This is a genomic window from Hyphomonas sp., assembly GCF_965284475.1.
In the GTDB taxonomy this organism is placed as follows: Bacteria; Pseudomonadota; Alphaproteobacteria; order Caulobacterales; family Hyphomonadaceae; genus Hyphomonas.
On sequence record NZ_OZ260087.1, the window covers coordinates 441,237 to 462,133 of the forward strand.

Here is a 20,897-nt window from a genome sequence, read left to right on the forward strand (position 1 = left end):
TCTAGTCGTTGCCGCCAATCCAGGTGAATTCCGGATCTTCCCACCAGGGGAAAAAGTTCGGCATGCCGTCAGACACCTTCACCGGGTATTCAGGCTTGCGCTTCTCGAGGAAGCTCATCACGCCCTCCTTGGCGTCCGGTGTCTTTCCGCGGGAGTAAATGGCGGCAGAATCGACGATATGCGCCTCCATCGGGTGGCTGGCGCCCAGCATGCGCCACATCATCTGGCGCGTCAGCGACGTGGAAACGGCCGCCGTATTGTCGGCAATCTCGCGAGCCATTTCCTTGGCGACGTCCAGCAATTCGGCCTGCGGGTGGACCGACAGGACAAGGCCGCCGGACAGGGCTTCGGACGCCGGGAAGACGCGTCCGGAATAGCACCAGGCCAGCGCCTGCTGGATGCCGACGAGGCGCGGCAGGAACCAGCTCGACGCCGCTTCCGGGTTGATACCCCTTCGGTTGAACACAAAGCCGAAACGCGCATTGTCTGACGCGATACGGATATCCATAGGCAGCTGCATGGTCACGCCAATGCCAACGGCCGCGCCATTGATTGCGCCAATCACGGGCTTGAGGCTGTCGAAGATCCGCAGCGTCACACGCCCGCCGCCGTCGCGCTGGATATCAACATCAGCCGAGCGACCTTCCTCGCCGGTCGAGGCGCGGGCATCATAGTCGAACGTCTTGGCGCCCTCGGACAGGTCAGCGCCGGCACAGAAGGCGCGGTCGCCTGAGCCCGTAACGATCACGGCGCGAACGTTGTCGTCCGCGTCGGTAATATCGAACGCCTCGATCAGCTCGTACATCATCTTGCCGGTGAAAGCGTTCATCTTTTCGGGGCGGTTGAGCGTCAGGATGGCAATGCCGTCCTCGATGTCCAGGATAATCTGCTCAAACTTTTTCGGCTGTGCCATGTCGTGTCTCCCTTGGGGCAATCATTGGCCCCACACTGCCCGCCCGGCAGCAGAGGTCAAGCGCGCCGCAGGGGAAACCAGCCACCGGCTTGACCGGCTGGCGATTTCATCCTGATAGTTGCGCCGAATCCCAGCTGAACAGAGTGCACATATGACCATTTCCCGACTCCTCCTTGGTATCGTCGCCATCGCCGCAAGCGCCGCAGCCCATGCAGACCCCGTCTATGTCAAGGCCGGGGCCATCATTGATCCGGTCACGGGCAAGGTGTCGCAGGACGCTGCGCTCGTCATCGAGGCGGGGAAAATCATTGCCGCCGGCACCCAGCGTGCGACGAGATTGCCCAAAGGCGCGACGGTGATAGATCTGGGCGATGAGACAGTCATGCCCGGCTTCATCGACATGCACACGCACCTGACCGGCGACGCGGAAACCGGCGCCTATGAATCGCTTGGCCTGTCCGACGAGCGTATGGCCATCACCGGCGTCAAGAACGCGCGCCGGACACTGCTCGCCGGCTTCACGACGGTTCGCAATGTCGGCGCGGAAAGCTATGGCGACGTGGCCCTGCGGGACGCCATCAACGAAGGCGAGGTGCCCGGCCCGCGCATGTTCGTGTCCGGCCCACCTGTCGGCATTACCGGTGGCCATTGTTCGGACAACAATTTGCTGCCGGCGGAATACCGTCTCGAAGGGGAAGGCGTGGCCAACGGCCCGTGGGAAATGCGCGCCAAGGTGCGCCAGAACATCAAATATGGTGTCGACCTGATCAAGACCTGCTCGACAGGCGGCGTGTTCTCGAAGGGCACCAGTCTCGGCGCCGCGCAGGGCACGCTGGAAGAGCTGACAGCGGTAGTCGAGGAAGCCCATGCGCGCGGCCTGAAAGTGGCAAGCCACGCCCATGGCACAGTCGGCATCCGCAATGCCATCCTGGCCGGCGTCGACACGGTCGAGCATGCCAGCATCCTTGACGAGGCGACGATCGAGCTGGCGAAGGAGCGCGGCGTCTTTTTTTCGATGGATATCTACAATACTGAATACACGCTGGCTGAAGGCGAGAAGAATGGCGTGCTGCCGGAATCGCTGGAGAAGGAAAGATCGATCTCGAAAATCCAGCGCGACAGCTTCACGGCGGCCCATAAAGCAGGCGTGAAAATGGTTTTCGGTTCAGACTCCGGCGTCTATCCGCATGGTGATAACCCCAACCAGTTCTCACGCATGGTTCAGTTCGGCATGACGCCGATTGAGGCGATCACGGCTGCCACGGCCACGGCCGCCGAAGCGCTCGGCAAGGGTGGCCTGCTTGGCTGTGTCGATGTTGGCTGCGCGGCCGACCTTGTTGCCGTCACCGGTGATCCGCTCAAGGACATTTCTATGCTCGAGAACGTCAACTTCATCATGAAGGATGGCCACGTCTACAAGCAGGCCGGTGCCATCATCGCGGAACCGAAGTAATGCCCGAATGGCTCGCAACCATACAGCCCACAACGCTTGCAGCGCCCATCTTCCTTATTTCCGTCATATGGGAATGGTGGGCGGTCCGGGCGGGACACGCGAAGGGCAGATACGAGACCAGGGACGCCCTGGCCTCTCTGGCCATGGGTACCGGCAGTGTCGTCGTCAACACGCTGACCGGCATGATCACCATCTGGTTGATGATGCTGGCCTGGCCCTACCATCTGTCCATCTCGGCGATTTCCGGCTGGGGTTTGGAGGGGATCCCGTTCACATGGTGGAGCGTTCTGCTGGCATTCGTCCTGTATGACTTAACCTATTACTGGAAACATCGGCTGGCTCACCGCATGCGCTGGTTCTGGATGGAACATGTCACCCATCATTCCAGCACGCACTACAATCTCACCACGGCCCTTCGCCAACCCTGGTTCGGCCCGTTCACGGGCCTGATCCTGGTCGGCGTGCCAATGGTGCTGATCGGCTTCCACCCCTACCTGATCTTCTTCGTCGGCGGCCTGAACCTGATCTACCAGTTCTGGATCCATACCGAAGCCATCGACCGGATGCCGCGCTGGTTCGAGGCGGTGTTCAACACGCCGAGCCATCACCGCGTGCACCATGGGATAAACCCGCGCTATCTCGACTCAAATTATGCCGGCGTCTTCATCACATGGGACAAGATGTTCGGTACGTTTGTGCCGGAACTCGACGCGGACAAGCCCGTCTACGGCATCGTGAAGCCCCTCGGCACGTTCAATCCGTTCATCATCGCCTTCCACGAACTTGGCGGTCTTGCACGCGACTGCGCCCGCGACGGCCTGCGGCCCGACCGCTGGATCCGGCGCGCGATCAATGCCCCCGGATGGAGCCCGGATGGCCAGCACAACCGCTCTGCCGAACTCAAGGCCGCCTATGTCGCACACTATCCGGAACAGGCCGGCACACCCGGCCTGCCGCCTGCAGGAACACACGTAGCATGAACCCTGCCGACCTGATCGCCCGCTATTACGCCGCGTTCAACGCCAAGGACTGGGACGGCATGCTGGCCTGCGTCAGCGACAATCTCAGCCACGACGTCAATGAAGGCGGGCGGCATGGCGGGAAGGGAAAGTTCGCGGCCTTCATCGCGCACATGGACGAATGCTACGATGAGACCCTTACCGACATCGTGATCATGGTCTCGGCGAGTGGCACGCGCGCCGGTGCCGAATTCATCGTCAACGGCATCTACAGGGAAACTGATGACGGACTTCCTGAAGCCTGCGACCAGGCGTACTGCCTGCCCGCCGGTGCCTTCTTCGAGATCAGAGATGACGAGATCACGCGGGTGACCACCTACTATAATCTCCAGGAATGGATCCGGCAGGTCTCATGATCGTCAGGTCATTGACAGGTGCGAACATGGAACAGGCCCTGCCTGCCCTTGCCCGCCTGCGCATCAGTGTCTTCCGCAGCTTTCCCTATCTCTATGCCGGCACTGAAGACTACGAGCAGGACTATCTCCGCAGCTTCGGCACCGCGCTGGACGCGTTCATCGTGGTGGCCGAGACAGACCATGGCAACATTGTCGGATGCGCCACAGGATCGGCACTGACAAGCCATCACGCAGACTTTGCCGGTCCGCTGCGCAAGGGCGGTTTCAATCTCGCCTCGACATTCTATTTCGGCGAGTCTGTCCTGCTGCCCGCCTACCGCGGACGGGGGCTGGGCCACGCCTTTTTCGACGCCCGCGAAGCTCATGCCATGTCCCGTGGCTATATCTCTGCCTGCTTCTGCGCTGTCGACCGCCCGCCCGGTCACCCCCTGCGCCCGCCCGCCTACCGCCCGCTGGACGCATTCTGGACCAAACGCGGCTACGAGAGGCTCCAGGACACGACCTGCACGTTTGACTGGCCCGAAACCGACGGCGGCCCGCCCATATCGCACATGATGCACTACTGGCTCCGCCGCTTCTGAGGTTTCCCTTGCGTCGGCAGTGGACGCAGGATGCAGGTCGGATAGATTTGGCCAAACCATTCGGCAGGCGCCGTGAACGGCGCCGCCCTTCCAACGGAGCGAAACGCAAATGCACCCCTTCCATCACGCCAGATCCCGGCCTGATCACCCCGCCTACACCATGGCTGGTAGTGGCGAAGTCGTCACGTTCCGCCAGCTCGACGAGCGCTCCAACCAGATTGCCCACGCGCTACGCGAAGCCGGTTGCCAGCCCGGTGACACGATCGCGCTGTTTGCCGAAAACTCGCCACGCTATTTCGAAATCTGCTGGGCCGCCCAGCGTTCGGGCCTGTATTACGTCTGTATCTCGTCGCGCCTGACCACACCGGAAGTGCAATACATCATCGAGGATTCAGGTTCGAAGCTGCTGATCGCGGATGCCCACAAGTCGGCCATTGCGCAGGATGTGAAGTCGGTTACCAAACTCGACGCGTACTGGTCGATTGACGGGGACATTCCGGGCTTCACGCCGATGGAAACATTGCAGAGCAAATTTCCTGTCACGCCAATCCCGGACGAGATGGCCGGCACCGACATGCTCTATTCATCCGGAACGACCGGCCGGCCAAAGGGCATCCGCCCGCCACTGGAGCGAGGCCTGCCCATCGACGCCGACAACGTGCTCGTGCAGATCTGCCGCGGCCTTGCGGGCGTCACGGAGGACTCCGTCTACCTGTCGCCCGCCCCACTCTACCATGCCGCGCCGTTGCGCTGGAGCATGTCGATGACGAAGCTCGGCGCGTCACTCGTCATCATGGAGAAATTCGATCCGGAGACTTACCTCCAGCTTGTCGAGAAACACAAGGTGACGCATTCTCAGCTTGTCCCGACCATGTTCGTGAAGATGCTGAAACTGCCGCCTGAAGTGCGTGAGAAATATGACGTCTCGAGCCTGCAATTCGCTATCCACGCCGCCGCACCCTGCCCGATTCCGGTCAAGCAGCAGATGATCGAATGGTGGGGGCCCATCATCGATGAATATTATGCCGGCTCCGAAGGCAACGGGATGACCTGGGTCAAGTCCGCCGACTGGATGACCCACAAGGGCACAGTGGGCAGGCCTGTACACGGCGTGGTCCATATCTGCGACGAGGAAGGCAATGAAGTGCCGGTTGGCGAAGAAGGTCAGGTCTATTTCAGTGGCACAGTGCCGCCGACCTATCACAATGATCCGGACAAGACCAAAGGCGCCCTCCACGCGAAGCACGCCGATTGGTCGTCGCTCGGCGATGTCGGAAAGCTGGACCAGGACGGCTTCCTCTACCTGACAGACCGCAAGGCGTTCATGATCATTTCCGGCGGCGTGAACATCTATCCGCAGGAATGCGAGAACATCCTCATCACCCATCCGAAGGTCGCCGACTGCGCCGTGATCGGCGTGCCGGACGAGGAATTCGGCGAGGCCGTGAAGGCCGTGGTCCAGCCAATGCCGGGTCAGGCCCATTCGCCGGAACTGGCCGCCGAACTGATGGCGTTCTGCCAGGCCAACCTGTCGAAGATCAAATGCCCCAAAAGCATCGACTTCGATCCGGAATTGCCGCGCCATCCGACGGGCAAGCTCTACAAGCGCCTGATCCGCGACAAGTATTGGGGCAATTCCAAGAGCCGTATCGTCTGATCAGGGCGACTAAACGAAAACAGCCGCCCCGGAAGGAGCGGCTGTTTGAATAATCACGTCCGGTGGAACCGGATCAGAACATCCAGCTGCCGGGATTCTCGATCGCCTGGCCAGCGGACAGCGCCTGCATGCCCTTCACGCAGCGAATGATGTACCAGACCAGCGCAGCGAGCAGGATCAGCACGCCGATCAGGACCACTGTCAGCACCGCGCCGATCACACTGTAGAGGAAGCCCTTCCAGAAAATGTTGATCTGGTTGTTGTAATGGCTCTCCAGCACGGGATCGCCCTTGCCCTTGCCCATATAGGCCATGATGACGCCGACGATCGGCGTAATGCCAACCACGATGCCGAGAAGATAGAGAATATAGATCAGGTTGGCGTTGCCCTTTGTGTTCGGATCAACGGAAATCTGGTTTGGATCGGTCATGTGGCATCTCCCATTTCAGCCCATTCGCGCAGTATTTGCGAGAATCAGCTCTAGGTCCAGCAAATTGACGCTTGGTAAACCTTGCCGGAATGCCCTCCCCGCGCCAGAACTAGCGCCAGCAGAAACTCTGGAGGAAATCCCTATGGCCAATCCGAAAAAAGTCGCGTTTGCCGACCTTGAAACCCTTGCAGGCACTGAAGTCGGCGTGTCCGACTGGCACACAATCGACCAGGACCGCGTGAACCTGTTTGCTGAGGCCACTGGCGACCACCAGTGGATCCATGTCGATGTTGAGCGGGCCACCAAGGCCATGGGCGGCCCCATCGCGCACGGCTTCCTCACGCTCTCGCTCCTGCCGATGCTAGGCTCCGAAGTGCTCAGCGTTTCAGGTGTCACGCGCGGCATCAATTATGGCTCGGACAAGGTCCGCTTCACCAACATGGTACCGGTCGGTTCCAAGGTCCGCCTTCGTCAGAACTGCAAGTCCGTCACCGAGAAGTCCGGCGGCAAGCAGATGATCATGGAAAGCACGGTCGAAATCGAAGGCCAGGAACGCCCGGCCCTCGTCGCCGAATCGATCACCGTTCTTTACGGCTGACCGGCAGACCTCGCTGAATGATGTGCCCCATCTGGATGGGCAGGAATGGGAGGCCCCCCCGGGCTTCCCATTTTTCATGTCGGGCATACGCCAATCATTGCTCCCGGCATGGCTGGCAAAGGATGGCCGCCATCGTTGGCGGTATCGGCAGGACGGCCTATATATAGGGCAACCCGGCACAGGAGGCTCCCATGTCTGCCACAGGCACAAAAATCCAGCGTTCAGACCGCGAATGGCGCGACATCCTCACCGAAGAGGAATTCCGCGTCGGCGTGAAGGAGGGCACCGAACGCGCCTTCACCCCTGGTAACTACGAGGGCGAGAAGCGCAAGGGCGACTATCACTGCAAGGGCTGCGACACCGTCCTCTGGTCTTCCGAGCACAAGTTTGAAAGCGGCACCGGTTGGCCGAGCTATTGGCAGCCCGCGTCCGAAGGCGTCGTCGCCACCAAGACAGACTTCAAGATGATCATCCCCCGCACTGAATGCCACTGCGCCGTCTGTGGCCTGCATCAGGGCCACGTCTTCAAGGACGGCCCGCCGCCAACCGGCGAACGCTGGTGCATCAATGGCGTCGTGCTGGACTTCCGGCCCGCAGAATAGGTCTGGACAGGCGCAGGCCCGCCTGATCCACTCCGCCCATGTTCATTGCTCTAAACAAGACAGGAGCCGGCCGCATGCGCCTTTCAATTCTTCTCGCCAGCGCAGCCACGGCTGCCCTTCTGACCGGATGCACCATGACAGATACCAATCTCACCGAGACCGTGGCCGAAACACCGGCCGCAGCACAAGCGCCCCAGCCGCCGGTCGCCGAGCGTATTGACCACGAGATCACGCAGGTGAACCGCACCCGCAACGATCCTTATAACTGGATGAAGGATGATAACTGGCAGGAGGTCATGCGCGACCCGACCGTGCTGCGCAACGACATCCGCACCTATCTGGAGGCGGAGAACGCCTACACCAAGGCCGTTCTGGAAGAGCCGACAACGGAGCTGCGCGACGTATTATTCAAGGAAATGCGCGGCCGCATCAAGGAAGACGACAGCACCGTCCCGGAAATCGATGGCCCGTGGGCCTATTACACCCGCTACCGGCAGGGCGGCGAATATCCGATCATCGCCCGCCGACCGGCGGTCGATGCCTTCAATCCTGACGCGACTGAATCCATCCTCCTGGACGGTGATGCGATGGGCAAGGACAAGGAGTATTTCTCATTCGGCGGCATCGACACCAGTCCTGACCACAAGCAGGTCGCCTACGCGGTCGATACCCAGGGCAGCGAATTCTACAAGATCCATATCCAGGACGTCGAAACGGGCGCCGAAACCGCCGCCGTGATCGACGATGCCTATGGCAGCTTTGAATGGTCCGCCAACGGACAGGCCATTGTCTGGGTGCATCGTGACGAGAATGCCCGCCCTGACGCTGTCTACCAGCGCAACCTCGCCACCGGCGAAGACACATTGCTTTATCAAGAGCAAGACCCGGGCTTTTTCGTCGGTATCGACAAGAGCGCCAGCGAGGAAGTGATTTTCATCAATGCCTCCGGCCACACGACATCGGAGATTCACTGGTTCAAGGCCAGTGAACTCAACCCCACCCTGCACACAGTGGCGCCACGCCAGACCGACAATGAATATTCCGTCGTCCACTGGGACGGCCAGTTCTACATCTCCACCAATCTTGATGGAGCGGTCGACTTCAAGATCATGAAGGCTCCGATGGAGGCCACTTCCCGCGACCAGTGGGAGGAGGTGATCCCGCATCGTCCCGGCACGCTCCTGCTCGGCATGCAGCCCCAGAAGGACTATCTCGCCCGCATGGAGCGCGAGAACGGCCTGCCGCGCATCGTGGTGCGTGCCCGTGCAGACGGGGCCGAACACGAAATCAGCTTTGACGAAGCCGCCTATGATCTCGGTCTCGACAGCGGTTATGACTTCAACACACCCATCCTGCGTTTCGACTATGCCTCGCCCACCACGCCCGACCAGGTCATCGACTATGACCTCACCACGCGCGAGCGCATCCTGCGCAAGACACGCGAAGTGCCATCCGGCCACAATCCGGATGATTATGTCTCAGAGCGCGTTATGGCACCGTCATGGGATGGCGAACTCGTTCCGGTCACCGTGCTGCGCCGCAAGGATACGCCCGTCGACGGGTCTGCCCCGCTCCTGCTCTACGGCTATGGCTCATACGGCATCACCATTCCGGCAGATTTCCGCACCGGCCGTCTCAGTCTGGTTGATCGTGGCTTCGTGTACGCCATCGTCCACCCGCGCGGTTCAATGGCCAAGGGCTATCAGTGGTATCTCGACGGCAAGCTCGAGAAGAAAACCAATACGTTCAAGGACTATATAGCTGCCGGCCAGTTCCTTGTCGATCAGGGCTATTCGTCGAGGGGCAAGCTGGTCGGCCATGGCGGCTCGGCTGGTGGCCTGCTCATGGGCGCTGCGGCGAACATGGATCCGGAACTTTTCGCGGGCATCATCGCAGCTGTACCCTTCGTCGATGTCGTCAACACGATGTCGGATGAAAGCCTGCCGCTGACACCGCCGGAATGGCCCGAATGGGGCAATCCGCTCACCAGCGAGACTGATTATGACACGATCGCGGCCTACAGCCCGTATGACAAGGTCACCAGCCAACCCTATCCGGCCATGCTGATCACCGGCGGGCTGTCCGATCCGCGCGTCACCTATTGGGAGCCCAGCAAATGGGCGGCAAAGCTGCGCCACGAGGCACCCGAAGGCGGGCCCTACTTCCTGCGCATCAACATGGAAGCCGGCCATGGTGGCGCCTCTGGCCGTTTCGAAGGCCTGAAAGAAACCGCCATTGAATACGCCTTCGCCCTCGCCACCGTCGGCAAGACGGATGAGCTGGATCTAACAACGAAATAGATTGGCTTGAGGGTGCCCGGAGCCATCGCTGGCGCTTCGGGCATTTTCCCTCTGAAATCGATCCTTGATCGATTTCAGCGCCTCCGGCGCAACGTGTAAAAATGGTCGGAGCGATAGGATTCGAACCTACGACCCCTCGCCCCCCAGGCGAGTGCGCTACCGGGCTGCGCCACGCTCCGACTCTGGCGGCTTGTAGCCAAGCCACCGGCCTTCCGCAACAAGTGAATGCCGCTTTGGCTCATAGCAGGTTTCAGGTGGCCATGCTCGAAGTGGCCTTTGCCGGGAGCTCAGCTTGCCATGCTGTGTCACAGGCGTGATCGAGAGGGCTTGTGTCGTCTCATTCACAAGCAGCTCTATTTGAACAAGCGCGGCAGCATTCGCTTGAAGAACGGCGTGCTCACCAGCATGCCGTCATGCACAGAGTAGGGCATGTCTTCCTGAGGCGCTGGAAATGGCTTGCTGACTATAGCGATCGGCGCCCTGACCCGCGGGTCGAGTTCGCCGTTTTCAATGATCGTCATGCAAGCCTGTCGCATTTCCTCATACTCGTGCCCGAGCCCAAGCCGTTCGTTCAAAAAACCGATGCGGTCGCTTCGCTCGCACAGCGCTGTCAGGATTTCGATGAGTTCAGGGACCGATACGCCAGTCTCGAACATGGAAGCGTGATCACCGGTCAGAAATTCACGAGATGGCGACCACAGCAGCATCCACCCGGCTGTCGCCCGGTCCATTTGCGGCTGTTGCACGAGCCACGTGAGGAAGCCGTGCTCATCGCCCACATAGGCTAGTGCAGCGATCGCCGCCTCATGCCAGATCGCAGGGTCGGCTTGCGCTTTCAGCCAAGCGACATCGGCCTCTTTGGTAATGTCAATCTCGTCCGGCAGATCGGCGTCCTGATACAATATCGGTCTCCAAATCCGGCTTCATTCGCCTGCACAATGGTAGGGCTGTTTCGCGGCGAAAATTGTCCGCGCCGCCTAGGCTGCGCGCCTGACCCGCATGGCGTCGAGCCGGGCCTTCAGATCGGTCAGGCCGACCAGCGCCCCTTCGAGGCGCTCCTGCCGCTCTGGCGCGGTTTCGGATGGAATCTCGGCATTGAACGCCTTCGCAACCGTCCGCTGCAGCTCGCGCGCCGGGCTGGCGACCGTGCCATTGCCCAGTGTCGCAGCGCCCGACAGCACGGCCTGCAGGCCCTGTTCGGCCAACAGCGATTTCGCGCCTTTCAGCGTCAGGCCGCGCTCATGCACCAGTATCTGGATCGCGCGCAGGGCGTCGATATCCTGCGGACGGAACAGGCGGCGGCCGTCGCTTCGCTTGACTGGTTTGACGTCGCGCGGAAACTTGGTCTCCCAATAGCGCAGCACATGCGTCTCCAGACCCAGCTCGGCGGCCGCCTCGCCAATCGAACGAAAGGCCGTGGCTGATTTCTCGATGCGGTTCCGGGTGGCAGTCATGTCGCTATCCTTTTTGTGGGTCAGCCCTTGTCGACGCGGGCCTTGAGCATGGGGGATGGGCGGAAGGTCACCACGCGACGCGGCGCAATGACGGCTTCTTCGCCTGTCTTGGGGTTGCGGCCTTCGCGAGCGGATTTTGACCGCACAACGAAATTGCCAAAGCGGGAGAGTTTCACTTCGTCTTCATGCTCCAGCGCACTGCCGATCATGTCGAGTGTCCGGTCGAGCAGGTCCGAGGATTCCTGGCGGGTAACGCCCACTTCGCGGACGATGGCATCAGTTACTTCAGCACGGGTCAGGGTCTGGTTGCTCATAAGGGTCTCTCGCCTTTCGTTAATGGATAGCCAATGAAACTTAACGGATTCCTAGCGAAACCGTCAGCTTAATTCGTTGAGATGTTTTGATTTGTCCAAATCGCACCCAAAACTGTGGATCAATTTGAGGTCTATATCTTAAAGGCGGAACAGGCTGGCGCCCCAGGAAAATCCGCCACCCATCGCTTCAGACAGGATCAGGTCACCCTTTTTTGCCCGGCCGGATCGAACCGCATGGTTCAGCGCCAGCGGAATGGAGGCCGCAGACGTATTGGCGTGCTCGTCAACCGTGATCACGACCTTCTCTTCCGGAATACCGATCTTCTTCGCGACGCCATCAAGGATCCGCTTGTTGGCCTGATGTGGCACGAACCAGTCGATATCCTCGGCCGTCAGGCCCGTCTCGTCGAGAACGGCCTGAATTGCTGACGAGATGTTCGTCACCGCATGCTTGAAGACGCGATTGCCTTCCATGCGCACATGGCCGATCGTGCCGGTGGAACTGACGCCTCCATCGACATAGAGCAGGTCAGACTTTGTGCCATCGGTGCGGATATGGTGGGTGATGATCCCGGCATCGGCCGCGCCGGTCCATTCCTCGGCCTCGATAACCACCGCGCCGCCGCCATCGCCGAACAAGACAGCCGTGCCCCGGTCAGACCAGTCGAGAATGCGCGTGAAGGTTTCTGCCCCGATCACCAGAGCCCGGTTGAAAAGGCCCTGCTTCAGCAGGCCGTCAGCCGTCGCAAGGCCAAAGAGGAAACCGGAACATACGGCCTGAATATCGAAGGCCGCACCGGGGCCTGTGCCCAGCTTGGCCTGCACGGCCGTCGCCGTGGCCGGAAACGTCTGGTCCGGGGTGGTCGTGGCCAGCACGATCAGGTCGATGTCTTCAGGCGCAATCCCTGCCGCATCAAGCGCCTGGCGAGCAGCCGCGGTCGCAATATCTGATGTCAGTTCACCATCGGCTGCCACATGGCGCTGCTTGATGCCTGTACGCTCGCGAATCCATTCATCAGACGTGTCGAGCATTGTCGACAACTCATCATTGGTCAGAACCTTTTCGGGAAGGTAACCGCCTGTGCCGCGAATGAAACTGCGCCGTGCCATATGGTTCCTCTCTACGCCGGCTGCCCTATTCGGCAGCCATGCCGCCTTCCCTGATGCGGGCAAGGTTTGCAAGTATTTCGTCCCGATAATGGCTGCCCGCCAGATTGGCCGCCAACTGGCAGGCCTGGGCAAATCCACGCGCATCGGTACTGCCATGGCTTTTGACTGACACGCCGCCCAGACCCAGCAGGACGCCGCCATTCACATTGCTCGGGTCCATCTGCGCGCGCAGCTGCTTCAGGCCGCCCGACGCTAACACGGCGCCAAGCTTGGTCATCATGCTGGCCATGAAGGCCTCACGCACGCGGTTGCCCAGCATGCGGGCCACGCCTTCGCCCGCCTTCAGCGCCACATTGCCGGTGAACCCGTCAGTCACCACGACATCGACAGCACCCTTGGATATATCGTCGCCTTCAACAAAGCCGCGATAGTCAATGTCCAGCGTGGCCGCGCGCAGCCATTCATGGGCCTCGCGCACCTCGTCATGGCCTTTCATCTCTTCCGAACCGATGTTCAGGATCCCGATGGTCGGCTTTTCGATGCCCAGCGCCGCGCGGGCATAGGCTTCGCCCATGATGGCAAACGTCACCAGTTGCGCCGCGTCAGCCTCAAGGTTGGCGCCGACATCCAGCACCACGGTGCGCCCGCGCATCGTGGGCCACAGCGCCGTCATGGCCGGGCGATGCACACCTTCCATCTTGCGCAGGATCAGCATGGAAATCGCCATCAGCGCGCCGGTATTTCCGGCAGACACGGCTGCACCTGCCTGCCCGGTCTTGACCGCCTCAATGGCGTTCCACATGGATGATCCCTTGCCCCGGCGCAGGGCCTGGCTCGGCTTCATGTCACTGGTGATCACGCTGTCGGAATGCACAATCTGGCACCGGCCAGCCAGCACGGAATGCGCGGCAACCAGGGGCGTCAGCGCCGCTTCGACGCCGTGTAGAATAATGCCGATATCAGCGCGGTCTGCCAGCAGGCTTGCCACACCATCGACCACCACACCCGGCGCGGCATCACCGCCCATGGCATCAATCGAAAGTATTGTGCCTTTAGCCATTCGGGCCTTCCAGATACATCGGAAACCTGATGTTTCCTGTTGGGCGGTGTTTACGGCGCGTCAGGGGGGTTGGCAACGCTGCGCCTGTACCTGCTAAGGGATTTCTGACAGGGCATGCCAGGCAGGCTTCCCTGCCAGAATCTCGCTATCCGGCTGTTCTTTCAGGCGATCCGCAAGGCAGATCAGGTATCCTGTCAGTGCCGTCGCTAGTCCCTTTTCTGTAACGCCATTGCGTTCCAGCACAACGATGAGGGCTGATTCCCGGTCAGGATCGTCCAGCGCCCTCGTCACGGCCTTGCCCAGACCGTAATGCGCTTCGGCCAGCTTGCGCACTTTCCGGGCAATCGAGGAATCGCCAACGCCCTGTTCGCGATAGGCTGCATCGAACCCGTCCAGCACGCGTGCGTTCAGTGCTGCGGCGAGCCTCGCCGATTCGGCGCCTGCAATGGCATTGATCCGCCTGATCGCCAGTGCCGCATGGAGGGTGACCATCTGCGCGCGCCCCTCAAACGTATCCGCAACGTCTCCGGCGAGATAGAAATCCGGTGCCAGGGCGGCTTTCATCAGGCCGCCATAGGCCTGCCCGACGGCGGCCTTGCGGGCCCGGCGCCGCGCCAGCCAGCTGATTGAAAATCCCGTCACGATGTACTCCTGTGTTGCCAAGGGGGGGCTGCAACCGCTAGGTCTTTCGCGAAGCCTTATCAGGAGTTTCTCCATGTCGCGACGTGCGATTTTGGCCATTGGCCTTCTCATCCTGCCCCTCACCGCGTGCCTCACGCCGTCGCGGGACTTTCACGGCTATGTGGCAGACGACGCCCAGCCGCGCGACATGAAGCCGGACGAGGACACACGCTCCTCCGTGCTTGCCCAGCTGGGCAGCCCGTCAACGGAAAGCGTGTTCGACAACAAGACCTGGATCTACATGACCGACGTTCAGGAACGCGTCGCTTTCTTGAAGCCAAAAATCGCCAAGCGGTCGATTACCGCCATACGTTTTGGCGAGGATGACAAGGTCGATGAAGTGCTGGAATACAACGCCGCTGACGGCGAAGTCATCAAGTATGCCGCGCGCGAAACGCCGACCCGTGGCCGCGAACTGGGCCTCTGGGAACAGATCTTTGGTACGGTCGGCGGCGTACGCCTGCCCAACTCCGACGAAGCCACTCCGGGCAACCCCACCGGCCGCCGCCAGTAGCGCCCGCCCACCAATCAACTTATCCCAGGCCCTGGAACCCCCGGTTCCAGGGCTTTTTCGTTTCACCCAGATGCGGCTGGCATGCGGCCTCTGCAGGCGGATTCCGACCTATAGACACAGCCTATAATTCAAATCCCAATAATCGATTAGATCAATGCCATCGGGCAGGATACACTCGCGCACAAGGCGAAAGTGCCGCAAGCATAAGCAATGGGAGAGCAATATGGACGGAAATGATATGCCAAGTGCCGGCAAGTGCCCGGTGATGCATGGCGGTATGACCGCGATCGGCAGAACGGTCATGGAATGGTGGCCCAACGCGCTCAATCTCGACATCCTGAGCCAGCACGACACGAAGACCAACCCGATGGGCAAGGACTTCAACTATCGTGAAGAACTCAAGAAGCTGGACGTGCAGGCGCTCAAGCAGGACCTGCAGGACCTGATGACCGACAGCAAAGACTGGTGGCCGGCTGACTGGGGCCATTATGGCGGCCTGATGATCCGCATGGCCTGGCATGCCGCCGGTTCCTACCGCCTGTTTGACGGACGCGGCGGCGGCGGCACAGGCAATCAGCGCTTTGCCCCGCTCAACTCTTGGCCTGACAATGGCAACCTCGACAAGGCCCGGCGTCTGCTTTGGCCGATCAAGAAGAAATATGGCAACAAGGTCTCCTGGGCCGACCTCTACATTCTCGCCGGCAACGTCGCTTACGAATCCATGGGCTTCAAGACATTCGGCTTCGCCTTCGGCCGCGAAGACATCTGGGCACCTGAACAGGACGTCTACTGGGGATCGGAAAAGGAATGGCTGGCCGACAGCATCCTGCGCTATGCCAATGCGGAAGACCCGGCCTCGCTCGAAGCGCCGCTCGGCGCCGTCCACATGGGCCTCATCTACGTCAACCCGCAGGGCCGCGACGGCAAGCCCGATCCGCTCAAGTCTGCCCATGATGTGCGTGTCACCTTCAAGCGCATGGCCATGAATGACGAGGAAACGGTCGCACTCACCGCGGGCGGCCACACCGTCGGCAAGGCGCACGGCAATGGCCTGGAATCCAATCTCGGCCCTGCCCCGGAAGCGGCACCCATCGAGGAGCAGGGCTTTGGCTGGATGAACCACAAGACCCGCGGCGTCGGCCGTGACGCCGTCACCAGCGGCCTTGAAGGCGCCTGGACCACCCACCCGACCCAGTGGGACAATGGTTATTTCGACCTCCTGCTGAACCATGAGTGGGAACTGAAGAAGAGCCCCGCTGGCGCATGGCAGTGGCAGCCTGTCGACATCAAGGAAGAGGACATGCCCGTCGACGTCGAGGATCCTTCGATCCGCAAGATGCCGATCATGACCGACGCCGACATGGCGATGAAGATGGACCCCGAATACCGCAAGATTTCCGAGCGCTTCTACAATGATTTCGAGTATTTCTCGGAAACCTTCGCACGTGCCTGGTTCAAGCTGACCCACCGCGACATGGGGCCGAAGGCACGCTATTTCGGTCCCGAAGTCCCGCAGGAAGACCTGATCTGGCAAGACCCGGTCCCGGCTGGCAATACCGGCTATGATGTCGATTCCGTGAAAGCGAAAATCGCCGCCAGCGGCCTGTCCATAAATGAAATGGTCTCAACGGCCTGGGACAGCGCCCGCACCTATCGCGGCTCTGACATGCGGGGCGGGGCCAATGGCGCCCGTATCCGCCTCGCGCCCCAGAAGGATTGGGAAGGCAACGAGCCGGCCCGGCTCGCGAAAGTCCTGAAGGTCCTTGAAGGCATCGCTTCCGACACTGGCGCAAGTGTCGCCGATGTCATCGTGCTCGCCGGCAATGTCGGCATCGAGCAGGCCGCGAAGAAGGCCGGGGTCGACGTGAAAGTGCCGTTTGCACCGGGCCGCGGCGATGCGACGGCAGACATGACGGATGCCGAATCTTTTGAGCCGCTGGAACCCATCAATGACGGTTACCGCAACTGGCAGAAGGCGGAATATGATGTCAGCCCTGAAGAACTGATGCTCGACCGCACACAGCTTCTCGGCCTGACGGCGCCGGAGATGACGGTTCTCGTCGGCGGCATGCGTGTCATCGGTACCAACCATGGCGGCACAAAGCACGGCGTATTCACGGCCCAGGAAGGCGCGCTGACAAACGACTTCTTCGTCAATGTGACCGACACGGAAAATTACTGGAGGCCATCAGGCAACGGCATCTATGAAATCCGCGACCGGAAGACGGACGCCGTGAAGTGGACGGCGACTCGAATGGATCTTGTCTTCGGATCCAACTCCATCCTTCGCGCCTATTCTGAGCTCTATGCCCAGGATGACAGCAAGGCCAAGTTCGTTCATGACTTTATCGCCGCCTGGACCAAGGTGATGAACGCGGATCGTTTCGACCTCGCCTGATCTCCCCCAAGAGGCAGGTCTTCGATCCAGAGAAAAGCCCCGGTGCATTGCACCGGGGCTTTTTGATTGCGAGGGCAGATCGCCTTAGTGCGAGGCAAGCACCGCCAGAAGCAGCAAGGCCACGATATTCGTGATCTTGATCATTGGGTTGACGGCCGGTCCGGCAGTGTCCTTGTAAGGATCACCCACCGTATCGCCGGTCACGGCAGCCTTGTGGGCTTCGGAGCCCTTGCCGCCATGATTGCCGTCTTCGATATACTTCTTGGCATTGTCCCAGGCACCGCCGCCTGAAGTCATCGAGATGGCCACGAACAGGCCAGTCACGATCACACCCAGCAGCATGGCACCGACAGCTGACAGGGCGGCGCCGGCGCCGGCGATCACGAAGATCACGCCGAACAGCACGATGGGCGACAGCACGGGCAGCAGGGACGGCACGATCATCTCCTTGATCGCCGCCTGCGTCAGGATATCAACGGCCCGGCCATAATCAGGCTTCACTTCGCCTTTCATGATGCCCGGCATTTCGCGGAATTGACGACGCACTTCCTCGACCACCGACTGGGCAGCGCGCCCGACGGCCATCATCGACATACCGCCGAACAGGAAGGGCAACAGGCCGCCAAACAGCAGGCCGACTACGACATACGGACTGGAGATGTCGAAATCGACCACGACATTGTGGAAGAATGTTCCCGGATCGGCCTGGGCGATGAAGTATTTCAGGTCTTCCGAATAGGCCGCAAACAGAACCAGCGCGCCGAGACCCGCAGATCCGATGGCATACCCTTTGGTCACAGCCTTGGTCGTGTTGCCAACGGCGTCCAGTGCGTCGGTCGTCTGACGCACTTCCGATGGCAGTTCGGCCATTTCCGCGATACCGCCTGCATTGTCCGTCACCGGACCAAAGGCATCGAGGGCCACGATGATACCGGCAAGCGCCAGCATGGTCGTCGTCGCAATCGCAATGCCGTAAAGGCCAGCCAGGTTGAACGTCAGCAGGATGCCCGCCATGATCGTGATCGCTGGCAAAGCTGTCGACTCGAGTGAGACAGCCAGGCCCTGGATCACGTTCGTGCCGTGGCCCGATTCAGATGCTTTCGCGATTGACCGGACAGGACGGAACTTGGTCTCTGTATAATAGGCCGTGATGTAAACGATCAGACCGGTGACAACCAGGCCCGTCACACCGCAGAAGAACAGGTCGAGGCCCGTAATGTCGCCCACCATGCCAAGCCTTGCCCCGGCCTCGTTCAGCACGCCGAAACCTGCTGGCAGGACACTGTGGATGGCAATGGCAAGACCACCGACCGACAGAATGCCGGTCACGATCAGGCCCTTGTAGAGCGCCCACATGACATCCGTGGAGCCCTTGCTGAGGCGCACGAAGAACGTGCCCACAATCGAGGTAATGATACACACGGCAGCAATCGCCAGGGGCAGCATCATCACGGCGGAAATGTCCGGCGATCCTGTGAAGTAGATACCGCCCAGAACCATGGTCGCAACCAGTGTCACGGCATAGGTTTCGAACAGGTCAGCCGCCATGCCGGCGCAGTCTCCGACATTGTCACCGACATTGTCAGCAATGGTGGCCGCATTGCGCGGGTCATCTTCCGGGATACCGGCTTCCACCTTGCCCACCATGTCGCCGCCGACATCTGCACCCTTGGTGAAGATACCGCCGCCAAGGCGTGCGAAGATCGAGATCAGCGAGGCACCAAAGCCCAGTGACACGAGCGCATCAATGACGTGCCGCTTGTCGTCACGCACCGACAGGTCCAGCCCGAGCGGTCCGGTCAGCAGGCCGTAATAGAGTACGATCCCAAGCAGTGCGAGGCCGACAACCAGCATGCCGGTAATCGCGCCCGACTTGAACGCCAGCGCAAGACCGGCGCTCAGGCCGCTCTTGGACGCTTCCGTCGTGCGCACATTGGCGCGAACCGACACAAGCATGCCGATGAAACCGGCAGCGCCCGACAGGACGGCACCGAGGATAAAGCCGACAGCGGCCATCCAGCCGAGCAGCACAAGCAGAATGATGGCAACGACGGCGCCGACAATGGCGATCGTCCGGTACTGGCGCTTCAGGTAGGCATTCGCGCCCTCCTGAATGGCCAGGGCTATTTCACGCATTCGTGCATCGCCTGACGGGGCCTTCATGATCGAATTGATCTGAAGATAACCGTACAGAACCGACACAACGCCTGCGGCGAGTGCTAGATAAAACCACATGGGTACTTCCTTCCTTCCCTGAGCCTTTTTGCGGGTCCGGGTTGGTCCCGGATCTCCAAAACCTGGTTATTATGGGTAAATGCCTGCCAGCCCCTCCTGATTGAGGCAACCTGCCTCCCTTCATACGCGAGTCACTGGCGACCCGATTCATCCATGCTCGAACCCAAGGGTTTCGGGCAGGTTAACGCTCTGACCGCGCAGAATCAGCGACAGGCCTGATCCGCCTGAGATTTTCCCGATTCGGGCGAGTTGTATGCCCTTCTCGCTCGCCTCTTGCGCGATACTGGCCGATGCCGCCTCGGACGCCGTGAACAGGACCTGGTAATCGTCACCCCACGTCGCCAGCTTCAGCATCTCCGCCTCGCCATCCGCACCGCCCGCAAACACCACCGCCCCTAGCTCGATCTCCAGACTGACCCCGGAAGCCGCCGCCAGCGACCCTGCATCGATCAGCAGGCCGTCCGACACGTCCATGGCGGCGCTTGCGTGACTTGCGATGAAAGCGGCGGTGGCAAGCGGCGGCAGTTCCGGCAGCCAATAGGCATTGGGTGACCGATCAACATCCACTCCCTTGCCACCCCCGGAAACTGCCTCCCACCCCCTCGCGGCACTTCCGATGCACCCCGTCAGCCACACAGAATCACCCGGTCTGGCACTCGTCCGGCGCACCGGACCATCCGCCAGGCAGAGCCCTGTCAGCGTCAGGGACAGGAACAGGCCGTGGGGACTGGCCACCGTATCACCACCGATCAGCTGCGCGCCCCACGCGCTCAATTCGTCACCCAAAGCTGCAGCAAATGCTGCGATTTCAGCCTCTCCACGCGCCTTTGGCCAACCCAGTGTCAGCAATGCTTCGGCAGGCTCGGCGCCACTCGCGAGCAGATCCGACACGTTCGTCCGCACCAGTTTGCGCGCGACAGTATCAATCGGATCAGTGGCCAGGAAATGCACCCCCTCCACCATCGCATCTACAGTGATTGCTACAGACCCAGCCGTTTCAAGCAGCGCAACATCATCCCGCAATCCCGCCGCGCCCTGCCCCTTTGCCAGCGGCGCGAAGTGACGCGCAATCCATTCCTTTTCCGCCATTTTCAGTGGCCCAAAGGGTGTTTTTGACCCGCCATATTCAGGGAGTTTGCGTCTGAAGTGAAAAAATACAAGGAATTAACCTCCAACGATCCGGCATCAGCCTGACCGTTCGGGCGAACGATGACAAGCAGTG

General features: G+C 60.8%; 20 protein-coding genes and 1 tRNA gene. 10 read left to right on the top strand and 11 right to left on the bottom strand.

Translation table 11 applies throughout. The annotated features are described in order from the left end of the window. Window position 1: 1 nt before the first annotated feature. Window positions 2–913, bottom strand: a complete 912-nt coding sequence (locus ACQ66M_RS01935) for a crotonase/enoyl-CoA hydratase family protein (RefSeq protein ID WP_430401537.1) — start codon at window positions 911–913, stop codon at window positions 2–4. A gap of 151 nt (window positions 914–1,064) precedes the next feature. Here ACQ66M_RS01935 and ACQ66M_RS01940 point away from each other — a divergent pair, with 151 nt between their 5' ends. From ACQ66M_RS01940 to ACQ66M_RS01960, 5 genes are all read left to right on the top strand, one after another. Next, entirely contained in the window at window positions 1,065–2,366 is a 1,302-nt protein-coding gene (locus ACQ66M_RS01940; protein WP_430401538.1) for an amidohydrolase family protein, read from the top strand. After that, complete coding sequence (locus ACQ66M_RS01945) at window positions 2,366–3,346, top strand: sterol desaturase family protein (protein ID WP_430401539.1); 981 nt, start codon at window positions 2,366–2,368, stop codon at window positions 3,344–3,346. Before ACQ66M_RS01940 ends, ACQ66M_RS01945 begins: the two co-directional genes overlap by 1 nt. Further along, window positions 3,343–3,741 (top strand): ketosteroid isomerase-related protein, encoded by a 399-nt coding sequence (locus ACQ66M_RS01950; protein WP_430401540.1) that lies wholly within the window; start codon window positions 3,343–3,345, stop codon window positions 3,739–3,741. The genes ACQ66M_RS01945 and ACQ66M_RS01950 overlap by 4 nt, the downstream gene beginning before the upstream one ends. Before the next feature lie 26 nt (window positions 3,742–3,767). Then, window positions 3,768–4,322, top strand: coding sequence for a GNAT family N-acetyltransferase (locus ACQ66M_RS01955; protein ID WP_350170838.1), 555 nt, complete (start codon window positions 3,768–3,770; stop codon window positions 4,320–4,322). A gap of 109 nt (window positions 4,323–4,431) precedes the next feature. Continuing rightward, window positions 4,432–5,979 carry an acyl-CoA synthetase gene (locus tag ACQ66M_RS01960; RefSeq protein ID WP_430401541.1) on the top strand — a complete coding sequence of 516 codons (1,548 nt, stop codon included), beginning with the start codon at window positions 4,432–4,434 and terminating at the stop codon, window positions 5,977–5,979. Window positions 5,980–6,052: 73 nt separating this feature from the next. Here ACQ66M_RS01960 and ACQ66M_RS01965 read toward each other — a convergent pair whose 3' ends face one another. Continuing rightward, complete coding sequence (locus ACQ66M_RS01965; RefSeq protein WP_350170836.1) at window positions 6,053–6,409, bottom strand: DUF4870 family protein; 357 nt, start codon at window positions 6,407–6,409, stop codon at window positions 6,053–6,055. A 142-nt stretch (window positions 6,410–6,551) separates the two neighbouring features. On the opposite strand from ACQ66M_RS01965, the gene ACQ66M_RS01970 reads away from it, so the two are divergent. The 3 genes from ACQ66M_RS01970 (at window position 6,552) to ACQ66M_RS01980 (ending at window position 9,909) form a co-directional block, all read left to right on the top strand. Further along, window positions 6,552–7,007: a MaoC family dehydratase gene (locus ACQ66M_RS01970; protein ID WP_350170835.1), complete on the top strand. Its 456-nt coding sequence runs from the start codon at window positions 6,552–6,554 to the stop codon at window positions 7,005–7,007. Between the two features lie 191 nt (window positions 7,008–7,198). Then, complete coding sequence (gene msrB, locus ACQ66M_RS01975; protein WP_430401542.1) at window positions 7,199–7,609, top strand: peptide-methionine (R)-S-oxide reductase MsrB; 411 nt, start codon at window positions 7,199–7,201, stop codon at window positions 7,607–7,609. 74 nt (window positions 7,610–7,683) lie between these two features. Beyond that, entirely contained in the window at window positions 7,684–9,909 is a 2,226-nt protein-coding gene (locus ACQ66M_RS01980; protein WP_430401543.1) for a S9 family peptidase, read from the top strand. 102 nt (window positions 9,910–10,011) lie between these two features. Here ACQ66M_RS01980 and ACQ66M_RS01985 read toward each other — a convergent pair. From ACQ66M_RS01985 to ACQ66M_RS02015, 7 genes are all read right to left on the bottom strand, one after another. After that, window positions 10,012–10,088, bottom strand: a tRNA-Pro gene (locus ACQ66M_RS01985). Between the two features lie 174 nt (window positions 10,089–10,262). Then, window positions 10,263–10,811, bottom strand: a complete 549-nt coding sequence (locus ACQ66M_RS01990; protein ID WP_430401544.1) for a hypothetical protein — start codon at window positions 10,809–10,811, stop codon at window positions 10,263–10,265. Window positions 10,812–10,886: 75 nt separating this feature from the next. Further along, window positions 10,887–11,363 (bottom strand): MerR family transcriptional regulator, encoded by a 477-nt coding sequence (locus ACQ66M_RS01995; RefSeq protein ID WP_430401545.1) that lies wholly within the window; start codon window positions 11,361–11,363, stop codon window positions 10,887–10,889. Window positions 11,364–11,383: 20 nt separating this feature from the next. Beyond that, window positions 11,384–11,677: an integration host factor subunit alpha gene (locus tag ACQ66M_RS02000; RefSeq protein WP_350170830.1), complete on the bottom strand. Its 294-nt coding sequence runs from the start codon at window positions 11,675–11,677 to the stop codon at window positions 11,384–11,386. Window positions 11,678–11,815: 138 nt separating this feature from the next. After that, entirely contained in the window at window positions 11,816–12,787 is a 972-nt protein-coding gene (locus ACQ66M_RS02005) for a beta-ketoacyl-ACP synthase III (protein WP_430401546.1), read from the bottom strand. A gap of 25 nt (window positions 12,788–12,812) precedes the next feature. After that, window positions 12,813–13,847, bottom strand: coding sequence for a phosphate acyltransferase PlsX (plsX, locus tag ACQ66M_RS02010; protein ID WP_430401547.1), 1,035 nt, complete (start codon window positions 13,845–13,847; stop codon window positions 12,813–12,815). A gap of 93 nt (window positions 13,848–13,940) precedes the next feature. Further along, the gene (locus ACQ66M_RS02015) at window positions 13,941–14,489 is read right to left on the bottom strand and encodes a ubiquinol-cytochrome C chaperone family protein (RefSeq protein WP_430401548.1); all 549 of its coding nucleotides are present in this window, start codon (window positions 14,487–14,489) and stop codon (window positions 13,941–13,943) included. Window positions 14,490–14,562: 73 nt separating this feature from the next. Here ACQ66M_RS02015 and ACQ66M_RS02020 point away from each other — a divergent pair, with 73 nt between their 5' ends. Together ACQ66M_RS02020 and katG are read left to right on the top strand one after the other, a co-directional pair. Then, window positions 14,563–15,042, top strand: a complete 480-nt coding sequence (locus ACQ66M_RS02020) for an outer membrane protein assembly factor BamE (protein ID WP_350170826.1) — start codon at window positions 14,563–14,565, stop codon at window positions 15,040–15,042. A 223-nt stretch (window positions 15,043–15,265) separates the two neighbouring features. Then, the gene (katG, locus tag ACQ66M_RS02025) at window positions 15,266–17,440 is read left to right on the top strand and encodes a catalase/peroxidase HPI (RefSeq protein ID WP_430401549.1); all 2,175 of its coding nucleotides are present in this window, start codon (window positions 15,266–15,268) and stop codon (window positions 17,438–17,440) included. Between the two features lie 84 nt (window positions 17,441–17,524). Here katG and ACQ66M_RS02030 read toward each other — a convergent pair whose 3' ends face one another. Both ACQ66M_RS02030 and thiL read right to left on the bottom strand, forming a co-directional pair. Then, on the bottom strand, window positions 17,525–19,675 hold the full coding sequence (locus ACQ66M_RS02030) for a sodium-translocating pyrophosphatase (protein WP_350170824.1): 2,151 nt from the start codon (window positions 19,673–19,675) through the stop codon (window positions 17,525–17,527). A 147-nt stretch (window positions 19,676–19,822) separates the two neighbouring features. Next, window positions 19,823–20,764 carry a thiamine-phosphate kinase gene (gene thiL, locus ACQ66M_RS02035; protein ID WP_430401550.1) on the bottom strand — a complete coding sequence of 314 codons (942 nt, stop codon included), beginning with the start codon at window positions 20,762–20,764 and terminating at the stop codon, window positions 19,823–19,825. Between the last annotated feature and the right edge of the window lie 133 nt (window positions 20,765–20,897).